This is a genomic window from Myxococcus hansupus, assembly GCF_000280925.3.
Classification (GTDB): domain Bacteria; phylum Myxococcota; class Myxococcia; order Myxococcales; family Myxococcaceae; genus Myxococcus; species Myxococcus hansupus.
This window is the reverse complement of sequence record NZ_CP012109.1, coordinates 3,415,405-3,436,419: the sequence shown is the minus strand read 5'-3', so window position 1 is coordinate 3,436,419 and position 21,015 is coordinate 3,415,405. Positions and strand designations below refer to the sequence as shown.

Below are 21,015 nucleotides of genomic sequence, written 5' to 3'. Positions count from 1 at the left end.
AAGCGGGCAACACCACGCATGGGAACGCCAAACATTACAAAAGACAACCGTCACTGAACCGTTTTCGGATCGCAGGGCCTCCGCACAAACATCGGCGGGCCCCTCCCCTTCACAGAGGGCTCAGAGAGAACACACAATCAAGCGATGCTCGGCCGCGACACCATGCAGGCCGAAGGCGACATGCGCACCCTGCAGCCGGTCGTCGTGCCAGTTCCTGAGTGAGCGCGACAGCGAAATGGCGCGGCGGGTGGCCCCAGCCATGTCGATGGAGACCATCGCGGTACCGGCATCCTCGGTATCGAACGTCAACGCGAGATCCTGGACGTCGCCAGCGCCAATCTCCTCGAGCTGCTTCCACGAGAACGAGGCCGTGGAGGTCCCAAACATCTCCTCGACACTGCCAAGCCCCGCGACAAGCGCCTCCAGCTCATCACCGTCCAGCGAACGCACCGCCACAGAGCCGTCATCGGCGCGACGTGCTTCGATCCCCCGCGCACCGTCCGCCTCGATGACGACATCACGGACAAGCGTCGTACAGCCCGAAGCAACGAGGGAAGACAGCGCCACACGCCAGGCGGCATCATCTTCAACGAGCGCACGCACACCGATTGAGACCGACAAGCCCACCCAAGCCTCCCGAACGCCGAGCTCGTCAGGTCATCGCCCGGCACCACGGGCAGCATCACAGCTTCATGCCGTCAATCCAAGTCCAGTCGGAGTCGAGACGATGCCCACCGTGGCCGCGGACGAAAAAGACGGGGAGGCCCAAAGCCTCCCCGCCCCTGAAATCCAACTCGGTCAGCGCGCGCGGCCCTGGCACCAACCCCATTGGCTGCACGTGCGCTGGCCGTCACACTGACAGGCAGAATTGCAGCGACTGGCCCCCATGGGGGTCCAGGCTTCGTTCCAGTGGAACTGCGGGCTGATGCAGCTCACCGAGGGCCGGGCCGTGCCCTGGCACCAACCGCTCGAACTACAGGTCCGCATGCCGTCGCAGTGACACGAACTCGTGCACCGGTTCGCCCCACCGTTGTTCCGCGCCTCATCGTGATAGTAATTGTAGTAATTGCACGGCCCCGCGAGTTCCATTTCGGAAGTCTCCCGAGCGGCTTCACTCGCGGCCAGGGACTCCCCCATCTCTTCGTTGGGGTCGACGGCGTTCTCGACGCCGCACCCCACGGACAGCGCAACCACCAAGGGAATGAGAAACGAAAGACGGCAACGCACGACATCACTTGAATTCAAAGCACCCTCCCACAAAACATCCATCGGGTCGGCACGGCGCGGCCCCCATAGCCCGGTGATTTCAGGATGAGGAGGCTTCCGGCGGGCAGCGCTGGGTTGTGAATGCTCCAGTCGTTGATTGGGGCGCAGTTTGTGACCCAGGATGGGTTTAGAATCGTGTGGAAGAAGCGGTGCGGGGTCGGGTGACAGGTGCAACGGTCACCCGCGCTCGCACCGAGTCCGAGCGGAAACGGGAGATGACGCATGCACGGATACGCCTCGAAATGGAGCACGGTGGGGATGGCCCTCTTGGGAATGGGCATGCTCCTTCCCGCGTCGGCGCACGCCTGCGTCGCGCCCAACTGCCTGCTGGGGGTCCGCTTCCCCCTCCCCGAAGACGGCGGGGTGGTGCCCGCGAACATCCCCGGGCTCGTCACGGTTCCGCCGCTGCTGGAGAACATCGACCCCTCCAGCGTCCGACTGCTGCGACCGGATGGAACCCCCGTGCCCGCAGCCGTCACGGAGGGCGCGCACCAGACGCAGGTCCTGGTTCCGGAGTCGCCGTTGGAGCCGGGCACCACCTACCGCATCGAGGCGAAGGGCGCCTGCGCACACCAGCCGACCGAGTTGGAGTCCGTCACCTTCACCGCCGGCCCCGCACTCCCCTTGCCCACGACCACGGGCACCTTGACGGTCAGCCCGCCGGAGCAAGGGACCTTCAGGGTGTACGGGGATTCGAGCTGCGGCAACCGGTCCATCCGAGGGAACCACGCCACCCTGCGCTTCACGCCGTCGCCGGAGCTGGTGCCCTTCCTCCCGTGGGTGCACTGGACACTGGAGGTGGACGGAGAGCCTTGGTCACACGCGAAGCACGGCGGGCTCACCGCCACGGGCGAGGAGAACCTCGAGACACGTCTCTACGAAAACAACCGGCAACTGCTCTTCGTCTACACGTTCTGCGGTTACGTCGGCTGCATGGATTCCGCCCAGCGGCCACCGATTGACAGCCTTGCGCCCGGCCCCCATCGGGCGACGCTCACGGCGACACTGGAGCACGCGAACCTGACGCTCCCCTCCCTCAGCGTGGACTTCGAGGTGGGCTGCGCGGCGCAAGACGTGACGGCGGGAGCCTCCCTGGCGTTTGGATGCGCGGACGGGGGCCCCGAGCCAGAGATCGACGCGGGCCCCGTGCTTGACGGAGGCCCCGTGCCCGAGCGCCCCGAACCGGCCGACCCCAAGAAGGGCTGCACCCAGTCCGGCGGAGGACTGACCGCGGTGGGACTGCTCGCCACGCTCTGTCTGTTGCGCGGCCGAAACCCACGTCGCGAAGAAAACTGACGGGCACTCACTGGACGCGTTTGAGGTACGCGTCCGGGGCGCACGGCCGCAGCCGCTGAAGCTCCGCCTCGGCGCCCTGGCGTGACGGCAGGAAGCTCGCCACCACCCACTTGTCCCGGGTGAGCCGGGGGAAGTCGTTGGTGTCCACCGCGAGCAGCTTCGCGCTCGGGCAGCCCGCTTCCAGTCGCGCTTCGGCCTCCCGGACCGCGGACAGGGAGTCCTCCGTGCGGAGGATGACGGCCCAGGCTTCAGCGGGCCGCGTCACCACCTTCTTCCGTCCCGCGTCCCAACGCAGCTCGGAGAGCGCCCAGGTGTCCGCCGGCGCACCCTCGCCCAGGTCGAGCGTGCGTGAGAAGAGGAGCCGGCCGTCCTGGACCTCGACGCGGGAAGAGGTGGGCCCCTGCCCTTCGTCTCCTTCCCAGGCCCGGGTAGCGCCCTTCGCATCCGCGATGAACAGGGCATGCCGACGGTGAACATGCTCGAACCCAGCCGCATGGGTGATGAGCAGCGCGGTTGGCCCGCCTGGGAGCGACACGGTCCGAACGTGGAGGGACCAGGATGTCGACTCCTCGCCGCCGGTCCAGTCCCCCTCCGACTCCGAGGCCGCCACATCGCACGTGAGCGTGTCATACGGCGCGGACAGCGTCGCCGTACGCTTCGCGTCGCCATGGCGAACACGCAGCGCGCGCCGGCCGTCCTTGCACGGCATCGCCACGGCCTCGAGGGACGGGTCGCCTCCCGCCGCCCCCAGCACCTTCTCGTGCGCATGCTCCGGCGCGGCGCCCGTGAACAGCACGGAGGCGGCGAAGGCGAGGATGACGCCCGAGCGTCGGCGCATGAACCTGGGGAACTGGGGCATCGACATGGACGGCGGAGCCTCCGTGGAAAGCACGCCACGGGATTCTGCACGTGCTTCGTGACGCACAGAAGGGCCCGACCCGCACCTTCGCGTGCGAGCCGGGCACGGCGGACCTCAGGGGCTCTTGGCCGAGGGCGGTTCGAGTTCCTTGAGGATCCGAACCGCGTCCGCGTTCTTCGGGTCGAACTCCAGTGAGCGGCGATAGCTCTCGGCGGCGAGCCGCTTGTCACCTTGTGCCAGGTAGGCCTCACCGAGGCTGTCGTGGACATTCCCATCCGTGGGGTACATCTCCACGTTGAGCTTGAAAATCTCAATCGCGTCCGCGAGGCGACCTTCCTTCATGAGGTGGTAGCCGAGACGATTCAGCTCCCCGGGGTTGCGCCGGTATTCATCAGGCTTCTGGGCCGTGAGGGTCCGGTAGGTGGCCACGGCCTCGGTGACGGTGCCCTTCGCGAGCGCCGCCATCACGGCCTCGGCGATGGACCTGCGGGGGGCGTGTGGCTTGACGCCGTGCAGGAGGCTCCAGATGCCGGACGCCAGCCCTTGCACATTGGAACCGCGCACGTTCGACAAGATGATGACGGCCTGCTTCGTCTCCGCGGACCGGGAGATGAGGGTGGAGAACCCCTCGACACCGCCGCGATGACTCTGGAGCGCGACCTCGGTCTTTCCGTCATCCAACTTGACGGGCTGCACCTCCCAGCCGAACGCGTAGCCCTGCAGGCCCGGGGTGAACATCCGCTGCTTGAGCGCTGGCGGCAGCAACGTGTCTCCCTGGAGCGCCCGGCTCCACAGCGCCAGGTCCTCGACGGTCGAGTACAACCCACCCGCGGCGAAGGGGAGCCCCATGTCGATGTAAGGGGCATTGCGAAGGCCGTCGAGCGTGGCCACGTAGCCGCTCGCGCGCTTGGGAAGCACCGTCGCGGACACGTCGTAGCCCGAGTTCTTCATCCCCACCGGGTCGAAGATGCGTTCCTGGACCACCTGCGCGTAGGGCTTGCCCGCCACCCGCTCGATGATGGCGCCGAGCAGGTAGTAGCCAGAATTGCTGTAGGCGTACTTCGTACCGGGCTCGAACTCCAGGTCGCCGCTGGCGAACCGAGGGATGAACTCGACGGAAGGGATGGGCTGCCGCGACACCTTCCCGAAGTCCGGATGGCTGGTGAAGTTGGGGATGCCAGAGGTGTGGTTCAGCAGGTGGGTGAGCGTGACGCGCGAGCCCGTGTCCTGACGGTAATCCGGGAGGAGCTTGCCGAGGGTGTCCTCCAGCCCCACCGAGCCATCGGCCACCATCTGCATGATGACCATGGACGTGAATTGCTTGGTGACGGACGCGATGCGGAACTTCGTGTCCGGGGTGGCGGGAACCCGCCACTCGAAGTCCGCGAGCCCGTAGGCCTTCTTGAGGACGAGGCCCTTCTCGTCCATGACGAGCACCGTTCCATTGAATTGCTGGAACGCGTGGTACTGGGCGGCGAGCTTGTCAATCGAAGCCTGCTTGCTCGCGGCCAGGGCCGGTGTGACCCCGAGCACCAGCGCCAGTCCCACGGCGAGTCGAACGTCCATCCACCTCTGCAGCATGCGGTCCCTCGCTCCCACGCGAATTCGCGTCTCCAGGGTCCGACACGAACGAGCGCGGATTCAATTTCACGGGAGCGCTACAGTGCGCGCCATGTCAGCCTCATGGAAGCGCAACACGGCCCTCTTTCTGGGCAGCCAGGCCCTCTCGCTGCTCGGCTCATCCCTGGTGCAGTACGCGCTCCTGTGGCAGGTCACCTTGCAGACCCGGTCGAGCGTCATGATGACGCTCTACATCGTGGCCGGGTTCCTGCCCACGTTCCTCCTGTCCCCTTTCGCGGGCGTCTGGGCGGACCGGTACGACCGCCGCAAGCTCATCGTTCTCGCCGACGCGGCGATTGCGTTGGTGACCCTGGCGCTGGCGGTGACCTTCACGCTGCGCGGCCCGGAACTGTGGCTCTATTTCCTGGCGGCCGGATTCCGCTCCGTGGGCGCGGCCGTTCAGCAACCGGCGGTGGGCGCGCTGCTGCCGCAGTTGGTGCCTGAAGACCAGTTGATGCGGGTCAACAGCATCCAGAGCACCCTCCTCTCGGTCAACATGCTGGGGGCGCCCGCGCTCGCGGGTTTCCTCATGTCCGTGGCCCCGCTGCAGGTGCTCTTCTTCATCGACGTGTCGACCGCGGCCCTGGCCATCGCGCTGGTGATGCTCTTCGTCCGGCTCGAGGCACGCCCCCGCGCTCCAGAGCAGGCGGGGGCGTCGCAACTGAAGGAGATTCGCGACGGCTTCCGCTACATCCGCGGCCACTCGCACCTGGTGCCGTTCTTCAGCTACCTGGGGTTCATCCTGATCCTCATCACCCCGGCCGCGTTCCTGACGCCGCTGCAGACCGCGAGAAGCTTCGGGGACGAGGTGTGGCGGCTGACGGCCATCGAGATGGTCTTCTCGGTGGGCATGATGTTGGGAGGGGCCGCGCTCGCGGCCTGGGGCGGGTTCAGCAGCCGCATGCGGACGATGCTCGCCTCCAACCACATCATGGGCGCGTGCACCGTCGCCCTGGGCGTGGTGCCCCACTTCGCGGTGTACCTGGCGTTCATGGGCATCTTCGGCGTGGCCCTGCCGCTCTACAACACGCCCGCCATGGTGATGCTCCAGGAGCGCGTGGAGCCGGCCTACCTGGGCCGCGTCCTCAGCGTGATGACCATGCTCTCCACGGCGCTGATGCCCCTGTCCATGCTGCTCTACGGGCCACTGGCGGAAGTCGTCTCCATCGAGCGGATCCTTCAAGCCACGGGCGTGCTGGTGTGTTTCGTCGGGCTCCTCACGCCGCTCCACCGCCGGCTGATGTCCTTTGGAGAGCCCAAGCAGGCAGCGAGCGAGCCCCAGGAACTGGCCGGCTGAGGCTGGGTAAACGGAAACCAAACGGCTCCGCGCGAGGCACCGCGGGGCGCTGACGTGAATGTTATAGGCACACCCGCACCGCTCAGCAGGAACCAGGCGACCGGGTCGTGTCCATTCTCATTGTAGAAGACGAGCTGAGGGTCCGAGCGTTCATCGCGCGGGGCCTGCAGGAAGAAGGCTTTCGCGTTCGGGAGAGTGCCGATGGGCTCCAGACACAGGAGCTCCTTCGCATCGAACGGTTCGACCTCATCATCCTCGACTGGGTGCTTCCCGGCTTGCCAGGCCTGGACCTCCTGCGGGCCATGCGAGCGCAGGGTGACAACACGCCGGTCATCATGCTGACCGCGAAGGACACCGTCGCCGACCGCGTTCTCGCGCTGAATGCCGGCGCCGACGACTACCTCGTCAAGCCCTTCTCCTTCGAGGAGCTGCTCGCACGCATCCGGGCCATCCTCCGTCGCGTCGTGCAGCGACCAGGTCCGCTGTTGAGTCACGCGGACCTGACCTTGGACCCCGCCACGCGAAGGGTCACCCGCGCAGGGGAGAACATCATCCTGACGGCGCGGGAGTTCGCCCTGCTGCGGTTCCTGCTCGAGCATGCGGGAGAGGTCGTCTCCCGAACGAGCATCGTCCAGGCCGTGTGGGAACACGACCTCGAGGCCTTCTCCAATGTCGTCGAAGTCTACATCCGATATCTCCGGGCCAAGGTGGATGCCCCTTTCAAGCTCAAGCTCATTCACACCGTGAGGAGCGCCGGATATGTCCTTCGGAGTCAGAAGTGAGGCGTGCTCTCACCCTGCGCGCCCACCTGCCCCTCCTCTGCCTGGGGTGAATGGCGCGGTCACACGTTCAGCTTGAAGCCCAGGATGAGGGTTCGAGGTGCGTTGGGCCGCGCGCCAAAGGGCCGGCGCGACACGATGACCTGCTCATTGAGGATGTTGCGTGCGCTCAGGTACAACTGGCCCCAGCGAGAGAAGTTCCAGTTCGCGTTGACGTCGAACGTCAGCAGCTCGCCCGTCAGCAAGCCCGGAGGCGCCTCGCCCTGCCCCGCCCGCTCACGCATGGCCCCCGAGTAGAACGCGCTCAGGGCCAGCCCGCCGAACGAGGTCTCCACACCCGCGGTGGCGTAGAGCTGGTGACGCGGAACGTAGGGGAGCTCGTCGCCCGCGCGCACGTTGCCGAACTGCGGGTCCGCCGACTGGAAGTCCTCACGCAGCCGCGTGCGCGTGAAGGTGTAGGACAGCGACACGGGAAACGTCAGGCCGCCGCCTGGACGAAAGGTCTTCTCACCGAAGACTTCCAGGCCATGGATGAACGCCTTTCCCGCGTCTGTCTGCCGATCGAGGTCGTCATTGATGCACCCGCTGGAGAAGGTGCAGATATCGGTGAGGTTCGAGTAGTCGCTGAAAAAGCCCAAGACCTCGAAACGCTCGCCGCGGCGCGTCCACCGCGCGCCCCCCTCATAGTTGATGCTCTTCTCAGGAAGTACCGCGGACGGCTGTCCAGGGGCGGGTGGCGAAAATCCGCGATAGGCGCCCGCGAACAGCCCCAGCTCTCGGGTCAACGCACCGTAGACGCCCATGCCTGGCATCAACACCTCCACCGCTCCGCTCGACGACGTCTCCATCAGTCGGTTCACGGAGTGGGAGCGGATGATTTCCAGGCGCACCCCCGGGGTCAGCACCAGCGGCCCCCAAGCAATCGCGTCCGTCACGTGCAGGGCCACGGCGTGCGTGGAGTCCTTGTTGTGGGCCGTCGTGTACGTGGGCTCGTTGGTTCGCACGAGCTGACCGCCTTGCATGAGGTACGCATCCTCGGTGTGGAGGCGGTCAAGGCTGTCGTAGTGGAAGCGGGCGCCGACTTCGACGTGGTGGTTCAGCGGGCCCGTGGCGAGGGTCCAACGGGCGATGCTCTGGACGCCCTGCGACACGAACGTCCGGTCATTGGGCCCAATCAGCAGCGTGTCCTCCGTTGACGATGTATCGAGCGTGCCGGTGAGCACGCCATAGTAGATGGCGTTGCGTGCGCTCCTCGGGTCCGCGAGCACATTGGAGAGCGACGCGCCTCGGAAGCGGTTCACCTTGCGCCAGACGCGCGTCAGGTCGTGGCGATAGACGGAGGTGGTCACCACCAGGGAGCCCGCCTCGAGCACGTGGCTGAGCACCACCTGCGTGCGGTGCCACGCCATGTGGTCCAGCGCGGTGGCGACATAGCGGCGCAGCGGCTGCGCGGCGAGGTCCGCGTCACTGAGGCCCAGGTACGTCTCGTTGGCGTCCTCGTCGGAGTAGCCCAGCTTGATTTGGAGCGTCTGCCGCACGGGACCGTCCGGAACGAGCAGATAGCGGCCCTTGGCCATCCATTCGTTGCGGGTGAAGCCCGTGTTGCCCCCCACGGTGTCCAGCTCCTTGAAGCCGTCGCTGCGCAGGTGGAGCCCTTCGAGCAGGAAGCCCGCGCGCTCGGTGCTGGCCCCGAAGACGCCATGCGCCTTGCCGTACAAGTACCCGCCCCCCGCCACGTCCAACCAGATGGACTCGGCCGCGGGAATGTCCCGGGTGATGAAATCCACCGAGCCGCCGACCGTCTGCGGCCCTTGCTGAATGGCGGAGGGCCCCTTCAAGACGCGGATGCTCTGCATGCGCGTCGCGAGCGGGAAGTAATACGCCGCCGGCGCGGAGTATGGCGCGGGGCCGAAGAGGATGCCGTCCTCCAGCAGGGTGATCTTCTTGCTCCGGTTCGGGTTGACGCCGCGCAGGCCCACGTTGGGCCGCAGGCCGAAGCCGTCCTCACCCCGCGCGTACACGCCAGGGACGGTTCGGAGAATGGCCTCCGGGTCATCACGCTCGAAACGCTCCAACGTCGCGGGCTTCAGCACGTGGATGGAGCCACTCGTGCGCGCCTCCGACGTTCCCACCACCACGCTTTCGAACTTCCTCTCCACGGCCTCCGCGGAAGGCTCCAGAATCAGGGGTTCGCCCACGGGAGCATCCACCAGCAGCGGCGCGTCCTCCACGGGCCCTTCCGACGGCGGCTCGGCGGTGACAACACCATCGTGTGTCTGAAATGGCTCGGACTGCGCCGCGGCCTGAGCGCTCCACGCCAGCCCCAGCGCGGGAAGCGTCCAACGCAGCGTCTGCATCAACTTATGCTCGAACAGTGCCATCTGAAGTATATCGACCTTGTCTCGACAGGGATGTCCGACGGTCCCAAAGGCAGCAGCCGGGGTGGAGGCGAGCCTGTGCCCCTCCCCGCGGCTGCGCCTGTGACGGATGGGATTACAGTTTCTCGACAGGGCCCGCGATGACGATCTTGCCGTCGGACTGGAGGGCGATGCCACGACCAGCCTCCTCCGTCGCGCCGGTCACGACATTGAGCGTCGCGATGCCGCCAACGCCGAAGGTCGGGTCCAGATTGCCATCAATCGTGAAGCGCGCGACCACCATGCGGCTGTCGCCCCCCTCCGTGACAAAGCCCGTCGCATAGATGCGGTTGGACGCATCAAAGGTAACGGCCCAGAAGCGATCGTTTTCAGTGGCGGAGATGGGCGTGGCCTTGAAGACCTCCGCCCCCGCGCCGCCCGTGGGGATGATGGCAAGGATGGCGTCGTCATTCTGGTTGCCGCCCGCGCGGAAGCCCGCCGCGGCAATCCAGTTGCCATCGGGTGACGCGGCCACGCCAAAAAAGGCATTGTTAGGCCGGTCGAAGTCGTACGTCTTGTAACCCTCTGGAGCGAACGTCGTATCTCGCTGTCCATCCGCCGTCAGCATCAGAATCAGACCGTCGGTGTTCTGTGCGCCGAGCGCGGAGCTCCCCACGGAGCACATGCGATCATCACTGAGAATGACCATGTGACGGCCGTAGTCGTTGTCTCCCGCGAGGTCCAGCACCACGGAGCCCCCCGTGCCCCACGTCGGGTCCAACTCACCCGTGGGCGTGTAGCGGAAGGACACCAGGTCCACCGTTCCCGAGGAGGCAACGCGCCCATAGCCGGACGTCACGTAGCTGCCGTTGGACTGCTGGCCGACGGCGTAGGCCTCGGCCATCCCCCACTCGGGAAGCGTCTCGCTCTGGGCCAGGAACGGCGCCGACGTCACCACGCCCTGCCAACCGAACGTGGCGTCGGACGAGCCGTCATCGTTCAGCCGTTGAAGCACAATGCGGTTGGCCGCTTGCGCCCCTACGCCCGTGGGCATGGACGTGTAGCCGGACGCCATGATCTTGCCGTCCTGCTGGATGAGGCCGTTGCGCATGCCATCATTCAGATTGGACAGGTTGAGGACGCTGAAGCCATTGCGCGGCTCGGATGAACCGAACGTCGTGTCCAGGGCCCCCGCGGACGTCAGCCGGGCCACCACGCGGTCGGTATCCGCGCGCGCGCCCTCTCCGCGCTTGTTACCAAACAGCACGATGCGATTCGTGGCGTCCACCTTCAGGTCCCACAGGGAGTCGCGCGTGCCGTCACGGCCCGGGCCGAAGTCCACATGCGTGACGCCGCCGGCACCGAACGTCGTGTCATGCGTGCCGTCCTGATTGAATCGAACCACGGCGATGTCGCTGTCCAGCGCGCCCGTGCCCGCGTCGGGCGTGGGCTCCGTGCCCGAGTCGGGAACGGGCTCCGTGCCCGCATCCGTTTGGGTGCCCGCATCCGGAATCGGCGTCGGGGTGGGTTCGTCGTCGCCACACCCCGTCATGCAGACCAGCGTGATCACAAGGGCCGTTCCACGCATGAGCAAACCGCGGCTCTTCACCGTCTTCAACATGATGCGCTTCCCCTCCGTGGGAGTCCCTCGAACTGCGAACGATAATCGTTATCAGTTCGATGCGAACAGTCTCCTACTCCGGACATTCAATGGCAGTCAACCTGCCGTTCGCGAAATCCGCACCGAGAAAAGTGAAATAATGAGAGAGATTCTCATGAAACATCATGGTGACCGCCACCCGTCTTGAGCCATTTGGCGCCGGTTAAAGACAACCCTGGCATGAATGAAACGCACCGGGTGGCGGTCTGCTCCATCTTCGGCGTCCTGATGGATGGTCAGCCCGCCCGCGGAAGCATCAGCGGTGGATTGTCAAAGGCTGCCTGTGAGTCCAACGAGCGAGCGCGGGAGCGATGCTCGGCAGATGAGGGCGGAGGCAGTTGGCGGAATCATGCTTGGTCTTGCGCCCGCATTGACGGTGACGGTGCTTCAAGGCGGCTCGACGTTCCTTCACGAGCCGTTCGCACTCAAGCACGCTGGAGCTGCGCCACGAGGGTGACGGACAAGGCGATTGGGATGCGGGACACATCGACGTGGTCTCCACGTTGGATGAAGGGACGCGGTTCACCGTCCACCTGCCCCGTCAGGGCAGCGCTCAACGATGACAGGCCCTGCTCGAAAACCCCATGGCAGCGGACACGCGACCACAGCGCCTCTCCAGTGTCCTCCCCCATCAAGGTATCGCTGCTACGTGAACGGTGTGCTCACGGCCTGATGCCGGCGAGCGCGAGGCGAAGCACCCGGCGCGCGGTGTCCGGATCATCTTCGTTGGCGACCGCGATCGCGTTCGCCAGCGTCATCAGGTCCTCCGAAGTGGCACCGGCCTGAATCGCGCCGGCGGAGGACGCCCGCGCCACCAGGGCATCCAGCACCTCAAGCAGCATGTCGCTGCAGCAAATCTCCTCGGCCGTCAGGGCTTCTGGGCCGGTCAGCAGCGCCTCGGCAAGCCCTCGGTGCGTCGCCGTGTAGACCGTCACCTCTTCCAGCCAGGTGGCCAACCGGGTCGCGGGCTCCTCGCCCGGCTGCACGGCGGCCCGCTCACAGAGCTGCGCGACGCCATCGCGGAACACCGCCTCCAACAGCAACTGCCGCGAAGGAAAGTGCCGGTGCAGCGTGGCCGAGCCAACGCCCGCCCGCCTCGCGATTTCCTCGAGCGACGCCTGCGCGCCATCCCTTCCAACCAGCTCCGCGGCGGCCGCGACCAGCCGCTCCCGATTGCGCTGCCCATCCGCGCGCAACGGCTTCACACGCTCCACGACAACCCTCCCCTTTCCTGAACCTTCGTTGACAAACGGGGTGCCCCTCCGTATCTAACCACGAAATTAAACGGTGGGGTCCCCCACTTACAGAAGGAGCGGTCCATGCACAGCACCCAACCTGTCCTCATCACCGCGGCCACGGGGCGTCAGGGCGGAGCGACCGCCCGGGCGCTGCTGGCCGGAGGCGGAACCGCCGTGCGCGTGTTGGTACGCAATCCCGAAGCACCGAACGCCAAGGCGCTCGCGGCGGCGGGCGCGGAGGTGGTCGTCGGGGACCTGGACGACCCAGCGTCCTTGCGCGCCGCCTGCGCGGGGGTGCGGGCGGTCTTCTCGATGCAGGCGCCCATCGTCTCAGCGACGGGGATCGACTTCAGCAAGGAGCTTCAACAAGGGAAGAACCTCGTCGAGGCCGCGCTCGCCGAAGGTGTCGAGACGTTCGTGCACACCGCGACCTCCGGCGTCGGCGACCACCGCAACGTCGAGGGCTGGGCGGAGGGCCGCTGGAAGGCGCACGAGACCTATTGGGAGAACAAGCTCGCCACCTGCGACCTCGTGCGCACCGCGGGGTTCAAGCATTGGACCGTCATCCTGCCCGCCACCTTCATGGATCATTCGATGCTGGATCCCGCAGGCTTCGTGGATGGGCGAACCTTGCTCACGGTGGTTCATCCCGAGCGCCCCCTCGCGCTGGTCGCGCCGGAAGACATTGGCCAGGCAGCAGCGGCGGCGATCAACGACCCCGCGACCTTCAACGGGGTGACGCTGCAACTCGCGAGTGACTTGCTCACGCTGCCGCAGATCGCCGAGGTCCTCTCGCGCGTCGATGGCAAGGCGTACGACGTCAAGTCCGGCACGGTCGAAGAGGCCGTCGCGGCCGGACTGCACCCCGGCGTGGCGCAAGGCATGACGTACTTGAACGTCGCCCCAGTGCTGGCACGGCCTGAGCTCGCGCGTTCCTACGGCCTGTCCCCCATGAGCTTCGAGACCTGGGCGCGGGAGCGTCGCGTCGGCACAGGTCCGAAAGACGTGTGATACGGGACGCAGCGCGCGCGAGCGCAGGTGCACCTCATTCCACCGTCAGGAGTACAGTGCCGCCCGTTCACACAGGGAGGTGCGCGGATGGACCGCTACGTGTTGGGGCTCCAGGACATCGGGCTGACGCAGGTCGCGAGCGTTGGCGGCAAGGGCGCGCATCTGGGGGAGCTTTCGCGGCTCGAAGGCGTCCGCGTACCGGCTGGCTTTTGCGTGACGACGGACGCCTTCCTGCGGGTCATGGCGGAAGCTCCGTCGCTCGACGAGCGGATTGAACGGCTGTCGCGGCTGAAGCCGGACGACCGGGAGCAGCTCCGCGCGCTCAGCGCTGAAATCCGTCAAACGATTGAAGCGACCCCCATCCCCGACGCACTGGCGAAGGCGATCACCGATTCGCTCGCCCGTCATGGAGAGCAAGCCGCCTACGCCGTCCGCTCGAGCGCGACAGCGGAGGACCTCCCGACGGCCTCCTTCGCGGGCCAGCAGGACACGTACCTGAACATCGTGGGGCCGGCGGCGATCCTCCAGCACATCCGCCGGTGCTGGGCCTCGCTCTTCACCGAGCGGGCCGTCATCTACCGCCTGCGAAACGGCTTCGACCACCGGAAGGTCCGCATGGCGGTGGTCGTGCAGCAGATGCTCTTCCCGCGGGTGGCCGGCATCCTGTTCACGGCCGACCCCGTCACCTCCAACCGGAAGGTCGCCTCCGTGGAGGCCAGCTTCGGCCTTGGCGAGGCGCTCGTCTCAGGCCTGGTGAACGCGGACGTCTACAAGGTGCGGGACGGCGAGGTCATCGACAAGACGGTCGCCACCAAGCGGCTGGCCATCCACGCCTCGCCGGAGGGCGGGACGCACGAACAAGCGATCGAGCCGGAGCGGCAGCAGCAGGCCACGCTGACGGACGCGCAGGCCGTGCGGCTCGCGCAGTTGGGCCGGAAGCTCGAAGCGCACTTCGGCTGCCCCCAGGACATTGAATGGTGCCTGGTCGACGATGGCTTCCAGATCGTCCAAAGCCGGCCCATCACCACGCTGTTCCCCATCCCCGCGACAGGCGATCGGGAGAACCACGTCTACGTCTCCGTGGGTCATCAGCAGATGATGACCGACGCCATGAAGCCGCTGGGGCTCTCCCTGTTCCAACTGACGGCCTTGCGGCCCATGTATGAGGCCGGAGGGAGGCTGTTCGTCGACATCGCCCAGGGCCTGGCTTCGCCAGCAAGCCGCGCGGTCCTCCTCGATGCCTTGGGGAAGTCCGACCCGTTGATCAAGGACGCGCTGGAGACGCTCCTCGGACGCGGGGAGTTCATCCAGACACTGCCGGACGTCGGGCCCGGCAAGGCACCTGCGGGCGGTGCGCCAGCCCCGCTCGAAACGAATCCGGCCATCGTCGACGAGCTGATCGCTCGCAGCCAGGCCTCCATCGCGGCCTTGAAGCGCGACATCCAGACGAAGTCCGGTTCCGAGCTGCTCGACTTCATCCTGACGGACATCCAAGAGCTGAAGCGGCTCTTGTTCGATCCGCGAAGCCATCAAGTCATCATGGCGGCGTTCGAGGCCTCCTGGTGGCTCAACGAACACCTGCTCGCGTGGCTGGGCGAGAAGAACGCAGCCGACACCCTCACACAGTCCGTCCCCCACAACGTCACGTCGGAGATGGGCTTGGCGCTCCTGGACGTCGCGGACGTGATTCGTCCGCATCCACACGTGGTGCCGTTTCTGCGGGACGTCGAGGACGAGGGCTTTCTGGAGGAACTGGTCAGGCTTCCAGGCGGACAGGAGGCGCGCGACGCCATCCAGTCCTACCTCGACAAGTACGGCATGCGCTGCGTCGGGGAGATCGACATCACGAAGCCGCGCTGGAGCGAACGCCCCACCACGCTCGTGCCCCTCCTCCTCGGCAACATCAAGAACTTCGACCCGGGCGCGGGCGAGCGACGCTTCGAGCAAGGACGCCAGGAGGCCCTGAAGAAGGAACAGGAGCTGCTGGAGCGCCTGCGGACGTTGCCGGACGGGGAGCAGAAGGCCCAAGACACCCAGCGGATGATCGACCGGGTCCGGACCTTCATCGGGTATCGGGAGTATCCGAAGTACGGCATCGTCAACCGCTACTTCAACTACAAGCAGGCCTTGTTGCTCGAAGCCGAGCGCCTCGTACAAGCCCAGGTGCTTCGAAAGAAGGAAGACATCTTCTTCCTCACGCTTCAGGAGTTCCACACCGTCGTGCGCACGAACCAGGTGGATGAATCACTCATCCGCCTGCGCGAGGACGCGTACAGGTCATATCAAGCGCTCACCCCGCCCCGGGTGCTCACGTCGGATGGCGAAGTCCTCACCGGGGCGTATCGACGCGACGATGTCCCGGCCGGAGCGCTGGTCGGCCTGCCGGTTTCCTCCGGAACCATCGAAGGGAGGGCCCGCGTCATCCTGGACATGGCGGAGGCCGACCTCGAAGCGGGCGACATCCTGGTCACCGCCTACACGGACCCGAGCTGGACGCCCCTGTTCGTCTCCATCAAGGGACTGGTGACGGAGGTGGGAGGCTTGATGACCCATGGCGCGGTGATTGCCAGGGAGTACGGCTTGCCAGCCGTCGTGGGGGTGGAGCATGCCACCCGGCGGATCCAGGACGGTCAGCGGATTCGCGTGCATGGAACGGACGGGTACGTGGAAATCCTGAGCCAACCTGGCTGAAGGCAGCCAATCCCAGCCATTGCAATGTCTCCTGCCCGACCTCCCTGAACCATCTTCGCCGCCCACCCGTCGGGCGAGCACCCACCAGGAGGCGCGCCTGACTCAAACGTGAGCGCCCAAGCCTGCGAAGACAACCCGGTCTGCTTCTGCAACAAAGTCTGTCGTCAACAGTGTGGCACCAACAACCCCACGTGCATGGACGCGTGCGTCTCCGACTGTCTGTAACGAGGCCCGTTGCCCGCGCGGAGGAAAACGAGCGCGCCGGGGAGCCCGCCCCGGCGCAGCTTCAGCGGACAGCGCGGCCCTTGAGCGACTCGACGAGGAAGTCGATGAAGGTCCGGACACGCGTCGCCAGGTGCTCATGGCCAATGTGCACGGCGTGGATGAGTTCGATGTCTCCCGCGCTGTATCGCTCCAGCACAGCAACCAACCTGCCGGAGGCGATGTCCGGCTGGACGTGATAGCCGCCAAGCCGCGCCAGGCCCACGCCTTCCAGGACGAGCTGGCGCAGCATGACACCGCTGTTGCCGTGGACGTTGCCTGACACGGGCAACGCGTACGCCTCACCACTCGCGGGGTCCCTGAAGGGCCACTCGTCCGTGGGCCGCCGGAAGTTGAACCTCAGGCAGTTGTGTTGGGACAGGTCCTCCGGACGCCTGGGGAGCCCATGCGCCTTGAGATAGCCGGGCGACGCCACGATGACGCGCCGGCTCTCGAGCAGCTTCCGCGCCTTGAGCGTGGAGTCCCGCAGTGGCCCCGTCCGGATGGCGACATCCGTGCGCTGGTCCATCAGGTCGATCACCGTGTCCGTCAGCGAAACGTCGAGCTCGACCTGCGGATACAAGGCCAGGAACCGGGGCACGAGCGGCAACAGATGGACTTCGCCAAACGCCACCGACGTATTCACCCGCAACAGCCCACGTGGCACCACGTTGCCTGTCGTCACCAGGCTCTCCGCGTCATCAATCTCCGCGAGGATGCGCCGCGCCCGCTCCAGATAGAGCGCTCCCTCTGGCGTCAGTTGCAGCGCGCGCGTCGAACGCAGCAGCAGCGAAGTGCCCAGCCGGTCCTCGATGCGAGCAACGAGCTTGCTGACCGCCGAGGGCGTCAACCCCAGCTTCCTCCCCGCCGCCGAGAAGCTCCCACTGTCAGCCGTGGCCACGAAGACAGCCATCTCACCCGCGCGGTGGTCCACCGAGACCTCTTTGAATTTGATTCACAGGCACTTTGACATTCTGGACGTTTCCGCTCAAGGCGCTCGCCACTAAATGAACCCCAGCGTTCACTCGGCTGAAGCCCACGGGCGTCTGGAGACGGGACATGGATCTACAACTCGACGGAAGAACCGCACTGGTGACGGGAAGCACCGCAGGCATCGGCCTGGCCATCGCGGCGCGGCTGGCCGCGGAAGGCGCCCACGTGGTGATTCCCGGGCGCTCACGGGAGAAGCTGGATGCGGCGGTCGCGCACATCGAACGGGCCCATCCCGGTACGGCAGCACGCGTGCGGACGGTCCTGGCGAACCCGGCCGACGCGGCCGGGGCCACCCTCCTCGCTCGCGAGCTTCCCGACGTGGACATCCTCGTCAACAACCTTGGCATCTACGAGTCCAAGGCCTTCGGCGATGTCAGCGACGAGGACTGGCGAAAATTCTTCGAGGTGAACGTCCTGAGCGGCGCCCGGCTGGCGCGTCAGTACCTGCCGGGAATGATGAAGCGGAATTGGGGACGCATCATCTTCATCGCCAGTGACTCCGCGCTCGTCATTCCTCCGGACATGATTCACTACGGCATGACGAAGTCCGCCCAGCTCTCGATTTCCCGAGGGCTCGCCGCGACGACGAAGGGCACCCGCGTCACCGTCAACGCCGTGCTTCCAGGCACGACCCGCTCCGAGGGCATTGGCGACTTCTTCAAGAGCGTGGCATCGAACCCGAACGCCCCCATGGCCGAAATCGAGGCCGAGTTCTTCAAGAAGGAACGCCCGACGTCCCTGCTCCAGCGCGTCATCGAGGCAGAGGAGATCGCGGCGCTCGTGGCCTTCGTCGCAAGCCCTTTGTCATCGGCGACCAACGGCGCCGCGCTGCGCGCCGACGGCGGCGTCGTTCCGACCATCGCATGACGGGAACCCGCGGCCTCACGCCGGCATCGCGTTCACTTCGTCCGTGAAGCCCGGCGTGGCGTTCGCGTGCAGCACCAGAGGCGGCTGCAACTCCAGGCCGCCAGGTCTCAGGCTTCCCGGTCCATGAAGAGCAGCCCCGCGGGTGGCAAGGGTTCGACTCGCAGGGTGCTCGGCGGCAGCGTGGCCTGGGCTTCCATCACCGCGCGCACCTCCCACAGCGGAGGTGGATTGAGCGCGAAGCCCGCCTGGAACATGCCCGACTCGACGCCCTCCACCAGCGACGCCAGCCCCTGCACGGGGAACACCTGCGAGTGCCCCGGCGCCTCCGGGTCCTTGATGCCCAGCACCGTCCGCAACACCAACGCGTTGAGCAACGCGAGGTCCAGGCTCCGCAGCGTGGGATTGCGCGGCGCGCCCTTCAGGTGCGCCAGGTCCAGGCCCTGACGGAACCGGAGGATGCGGCCTCGGCCGCCCGGAAGCACCAGCAGCACCGCGTGGTGCCCGGTGATGAGCGTGGCCAGCCGCTCGCGCGCCACCGACAGGCCCCGGGGCGTGTTCAGCGGCTCGTCCAGTTCGTAGACGCGCGCATACGCCGTCACCAGCGTGAGGAACGTCTCCTCCTTGAAGGTCTCCACGCCCTTGAGCGCGCGGTGGATGGGCAGCAGCTCCAGGCCGGGGTCGGACAGCGGGACGACGGCCGCCAGCGTGGGGCCTCGCTCGTCCAGCGCGGCCAGCGGGCGCATGGGTGCCTCATCCAGCACGGCCTGGATTCGCTTCGACACGGGCGAAGGCTCGATGCGCCGCAGGCACAGGGTGTTCTGTCCGAACTGCCCCTGCCACATGACGACGGCCCGCTCCGAAACCTCCGCGAGCAGACCTCGCAGCACGCCGTGGTCGTCCGCGGTGAGCGTGACGGCGGGCTCGGCCTCCCACGCCCGAGGGCGGTACGGGTCGTGCTCCAGGGACGTGCCCCCATTCGGATTGAGGGCACACAAGAGGAAGCGCACCGGCGGCCCGCCCAGCTTCCCGGCGGGCCCCTGGATTTCCACCAGGTACATCGCGGGCCGGGGGTCTCTCAGCAACGTGCCCGAGTCGCGCAAGCGCCGCAGCTCGGCCGAGGGATTGGCGGCCTCCAGCAACGGGCGGACATGCGATGGCTGGGGCACCGCGTTGCCACGCGGCACGTAGCCGCTGGGCTCCAGCGAGGACTCCAGAGGGGCGAGAAGGGCCGTAAAGGGATTGACGCGCGCCATGTCGGGGGGAAGGTGGTGCCTCCTGCCCCGCCGTGCCATGGCGCTCGCCAGGCCGCTTCAGAGCGCGTCTACCACCAGACGTTCGTGTAAGGCCGCTCCTTCTCCTTGCGGCCAGACATCTTCAGCGCGGAGCGGTCCACGCTCTCCTCCCACAGCAGGCTCACCGTGGTGATGGCGCCCGCGGAGCCCAGGAAGGACAGGACGTACGGCGTGGACTGATCAAAACCGCCCAGCACCAGGCCGGAGATGAGCAGCACCACCGCGCCCACACCGCCGCCGAAGATGTTTGCTCGGACGATTTGGGTCGGCGTCGGGTTGTAACGCATGGTGGCCAGGGCCAGCGCTCCCGCGCCGATGCCCGGCGCCAGCAGCAACGTGTCGCGCCACGTCTTGCCGGACACCGGCGTCCCCGAGAAGTGGATGATGGCCAGCAACAGGGCCGAGTACGCGGCGCCCCAGCCCGCGCCCGAGGAGATGAGCAACCCATCGTTCAACGGCATCTGGCCACCACCAATGCCCGCCGTGAGCCACGCACCCAGTTCGGCGCCCAGGAAGGCGGACCACGTCAGGACGCCCGCGTCCTGGGTGAACAGGTCCATCAGGCCCGCGGTGAACATGCCGCCCACCACCGAGTTCGCGATGCTGAAGGTGGACATGGGCCGGTCCACCCAGTTGTTGAACTGCCACCACGACGAGGCACCGAAGCCCAGGCCCGCGCCAATGAGCGTGCCCGCGAGCATCGCCTCGCGCGAGCTCTTGTCGAAGTTGAAGTCACTGGCGAACGCCTGCGTGAAGAACCCGCCCAGCGCGCCCAGCGTCGTGTGGTGCACGATGAAGGTGAAGCTGCCCGGGCCGGACAGGAACGGGCCCTGTCGCGGACGGCCGTCCAGAATCACCCCGGTGTCCTCCATGGGAGGCGCGGCCGCGGAGGCCTTGGCCGTGGCACGCCCGTCCGGCGTCAGCGGCGACTGCGGCCGCGTCCGCAGCGAGTCCTCGTCCGGAGGCATCGTCGGCGCGTCGCTCACCGTCGATGAGCGGTCCGGAGACGGATAGCCATTCTGCTCGGGCGGGTACGTCCCCTGCTGCGGCCGCGCATACGGGTCCGCCGGCTGCTGCGAGGGAGGCTGCGCGTACGGGTCCGCCGACTGCTGCGACGGCGGCTGTGCATACGGGTCCGCGGGCTGCTGCGACGGCGGCTGCGCATACGGGTCCGCGGGCTGCTGCGACGGCGGCTGTGCGTACGAATCCACCGGCTGCTGCGACGGCGGCTGCGCGTACGAATCCACCGGCTGCTGCGCGGGAGGCTGCGCGTACGGGTCCGCGGGCTGCTCGCCCGTCCCTGTCTGGCGATACGTGGGCTGCGGCGGCGCCGCGTAACCCGCCGGAGCGGACGGCGGCTGCGCATCCGCGGGGGATGGATAGGTTCCGCCGGCCTGCGCCTTCACGGACTCCGGAAGGACCAGCGCGAGAGCGAGGACGGTGAGGGGAAGGCTGCTCCAGCTTCTCAGAAGTGACACGCAAGGACTCCTTCGGTCCGGCCTGGAGGCAGAAAACCACAACCCGTCCT

General features: G+C 66.9%; 16 protein-coding genes. 6 read left to right on the top strand and 10 right to left on the bottom strand.

Annotated elements, in window-relative coordinates; translation table 11 throughout:
- Positions 1-120 precede the first annotated feature (120 nt).
- On the bottom strand, positions 121-627 hold the full coding sequence (locus tag A176_RS13425) for a hypothetical protein (RefSeq protein ID WP_144429533.1): 507 nt from the start codon (positions 625-627) through the stop codon (positions 121-123).
- 171 nt (positions 628-798) lie between these two features.
- A complete protein-coding gene (locus A176_RS41190; RefSeq protein ID WP_420811436.1) occupies positions 799-1,137 on the bottom strand; it encodes a hypothetical protein in 339 nt (112 codons plus the stop codon).
- 387 nt (positions 1,138-1,524) lie between these two features.
- Here A176_RS41190 and A176_RS13420 point away from each other — a divergent pair, with 387 nt between their 5' ends.
- Complete coding sequence (locus tag A176_RS13420; protein ID WP_021780932.1) at positions 1,525-2,562, top strand: hypothetical protein; 1,038 nt, start codon at positions 1,525-1,527, stop codon at positions 2,560-2,562.
- Positions 2,563-2,569: 7 nt separating this feature from the next.
- Here the strand turns inward: A176_RS13420 and A176_RS13415 are convergent, their stop codons facing one another.
- Together A176_RS13415 and A176_RS13410 are read right to left on the bottom strand one after the other, a co-directional pair.
- Positions 2,570-3,427, bottom strand: coding sequence for a hypothetical protein (locus A176_RS13415; RefSeq protein ID WP_002636570.1), 858 nt, complete (start codon positions 3,425-3,427; stop codon positions 2,570-2,572).
- Positions 3,428-3,535: 108 nt separating this feature from the next.
- Positions 3,536-5,002, bottom strand: a complete 1,467-nt coding sequence (locus A176_RS13410; protein WP_002636571.1) for a serine hydrolase domain-containing protein — start codon at positions 5,000-5,002, stop codon at positions 3,536-3,538.
- A 91-nt stretch (positions 5,003-5,093) separates the two neighbouring features.
- Between A176_RS13410 and A176_RS13405 the strand changes: the two genes are divergently transcribed.
- Positions 5,094-6,338, top strand: a complete 1,245-nt coding sequence (locus tag A176_RS13405) for an MFS transporter (RefSeq protein ID WP_044889234.1) — start codon at positions 5,094-5,096, stop codon at positions 6,336-6,338.
- Positions 6,339-6,445: 107 nt separating this feature from the next.
- Positions 6,446-7,120, top strand: coding sequence for a response regulator transcription factor (locus A176_RS13400; RefSeq protein WP_002636573.1), 675 nt, complete (start codon positions 6,446-6,448; stop codon positions 7,118-7,120).
- Between the two features lie 59 nt (positions 7,121-7,179).
- Here the strand turns inward: A176_RS13400 and A176_RS13395 are convergent, their stop codons facing one another.
- The 3 genes from A176_RS13395 to A176_RS13380 all read right to left on the bottom strand — a co-directional run bounded on the left by A176_RS13395 (position 7,180) and on the right by A176_RS13380 (position 12,348).
- Positions 7,180-9,498: a TonB-dependent receptor family protein gene (locus tag A176_RS13395; RefSeq protein ID WP_044889131.1), complete on the bottom strand. Its 2,319-nt coding sequence runs from the start codon at positions 9,496-9,498 to the stop codon at positions 7,180-7,182.
- Between the two features lie 112 nt (positions 9,499-9,610).
- Complete coding sequence (locus tag A176_RS13390) at positions 9,611-11,095, bottom strand: NHL repeat-containing protein (protein ID WP_044889130.1); 1,485 nt, start codon at positions 11,093-11,095, stop codon at positions 9,611-9,613.
- A 701-nt stretch (positions 11,096-11,796) separates the two neighbouring features.
- The gene (locus A176_RS13380; protein WP_002636577.1) at positions 11,797-12,348 is read right to left on the bottom strand and encodes a TetR/AcrR family transcriptional regulator; all 552 of its coding nucleotides are present in this window, start codon (positions 12,346-12,348) and stop codon (positions 11,797-11,799) included.
- A 105-nt stretch (positions 12,349-12,453) separates the two neighbouring features.
- On the opposite strand from A176_RS13380, the gene A176_RS13375 reads away from it, so the two are divergent.
- Together A176_RS13375 and rph are read left to right on the top strand one after the other, a co-directional pair.
- Entirely contained in the window at positions 12,454-13,383 is a 930-nt protein-coding gene (locus tag A176_RS13375; RefSeq protein ID WP_002636578.1) for an NmrA family NAD(P)-binding protein, read from the top strand.
- Positions 13,384-13,470: 87 nt separating this feature from the next.
- Positions 13,471-16,074, top strand: coding sequence for a rifamycin-inactivating phosphotransferase (rph, locus tag A176_RS13370; protein ID WP_002636579.1), 2,604 nt, complete (start codon positions 13,471-13,473; stop codon positions 16,072-16,074).
- Between the two features lie 286 nt (positions 16,075-16,360).
- Here the strand turns inward: rph and A176_RS13365 are convergent, their stop codons facing one another.
- Complete coding sequence (locus A176_RS13365; protein WP_002636580.1) at positions 16,361-17,269, bottom strand: LysR family transcriptional regulator; 909 nt, start codon at positions 17,267-17,269, stop codon at positions 16,361-16,363.
- Positions 17,270-17,394: 125 nt separating this feature from the next.
- Between A176_RS13365 and A176_RS13360 the strand changes: the two genes are divergently transcribed.
- Positions 17,395-18,195, top strand: coding sequence for an SDR family NAD(P)-dependent oxidoreductase (locus tag A176_RS13360; RefSeq protein ID WP_002636581.1), 801 nt, complete (start codon positions 17,395-17,397; stop codon positions 18,193-18,195).
- A gap of 107 nt (positions 18,196-18,302) precedes the next feature.
- Here the strand turns inward: A176_RS13360 and A176_RS13355 are convergent, their stop codons facing one another.
- On the bottom strand, positions 18,303-19,448 hold the full coding sequence (locus tag A176_RS13355; protein WP_002636582.1) for a DUF1015 family protein: 1,146 nt from the start codon (positions 19,446-19,448) through the stop codon (positions 18,303-18,305).
- A 68-nt stretch (positions 19,449-19,516) separates the two neighbouring features.
- Positions 19,517-20,965 carry a cation:proton antiporter gene (locus A176_RS13350; RefSeq protein ID WP_002636583.1) on the bottom strand — a complete coding sequence of 483 codons (1,449 nt, stop codon included), beginning with the start codon at positions 20,963-20,965 and terminating at the stop codon, positions 19,517-19,519.
- Positions 20,966-21,015: the final 50 nt, after the last annotated feature.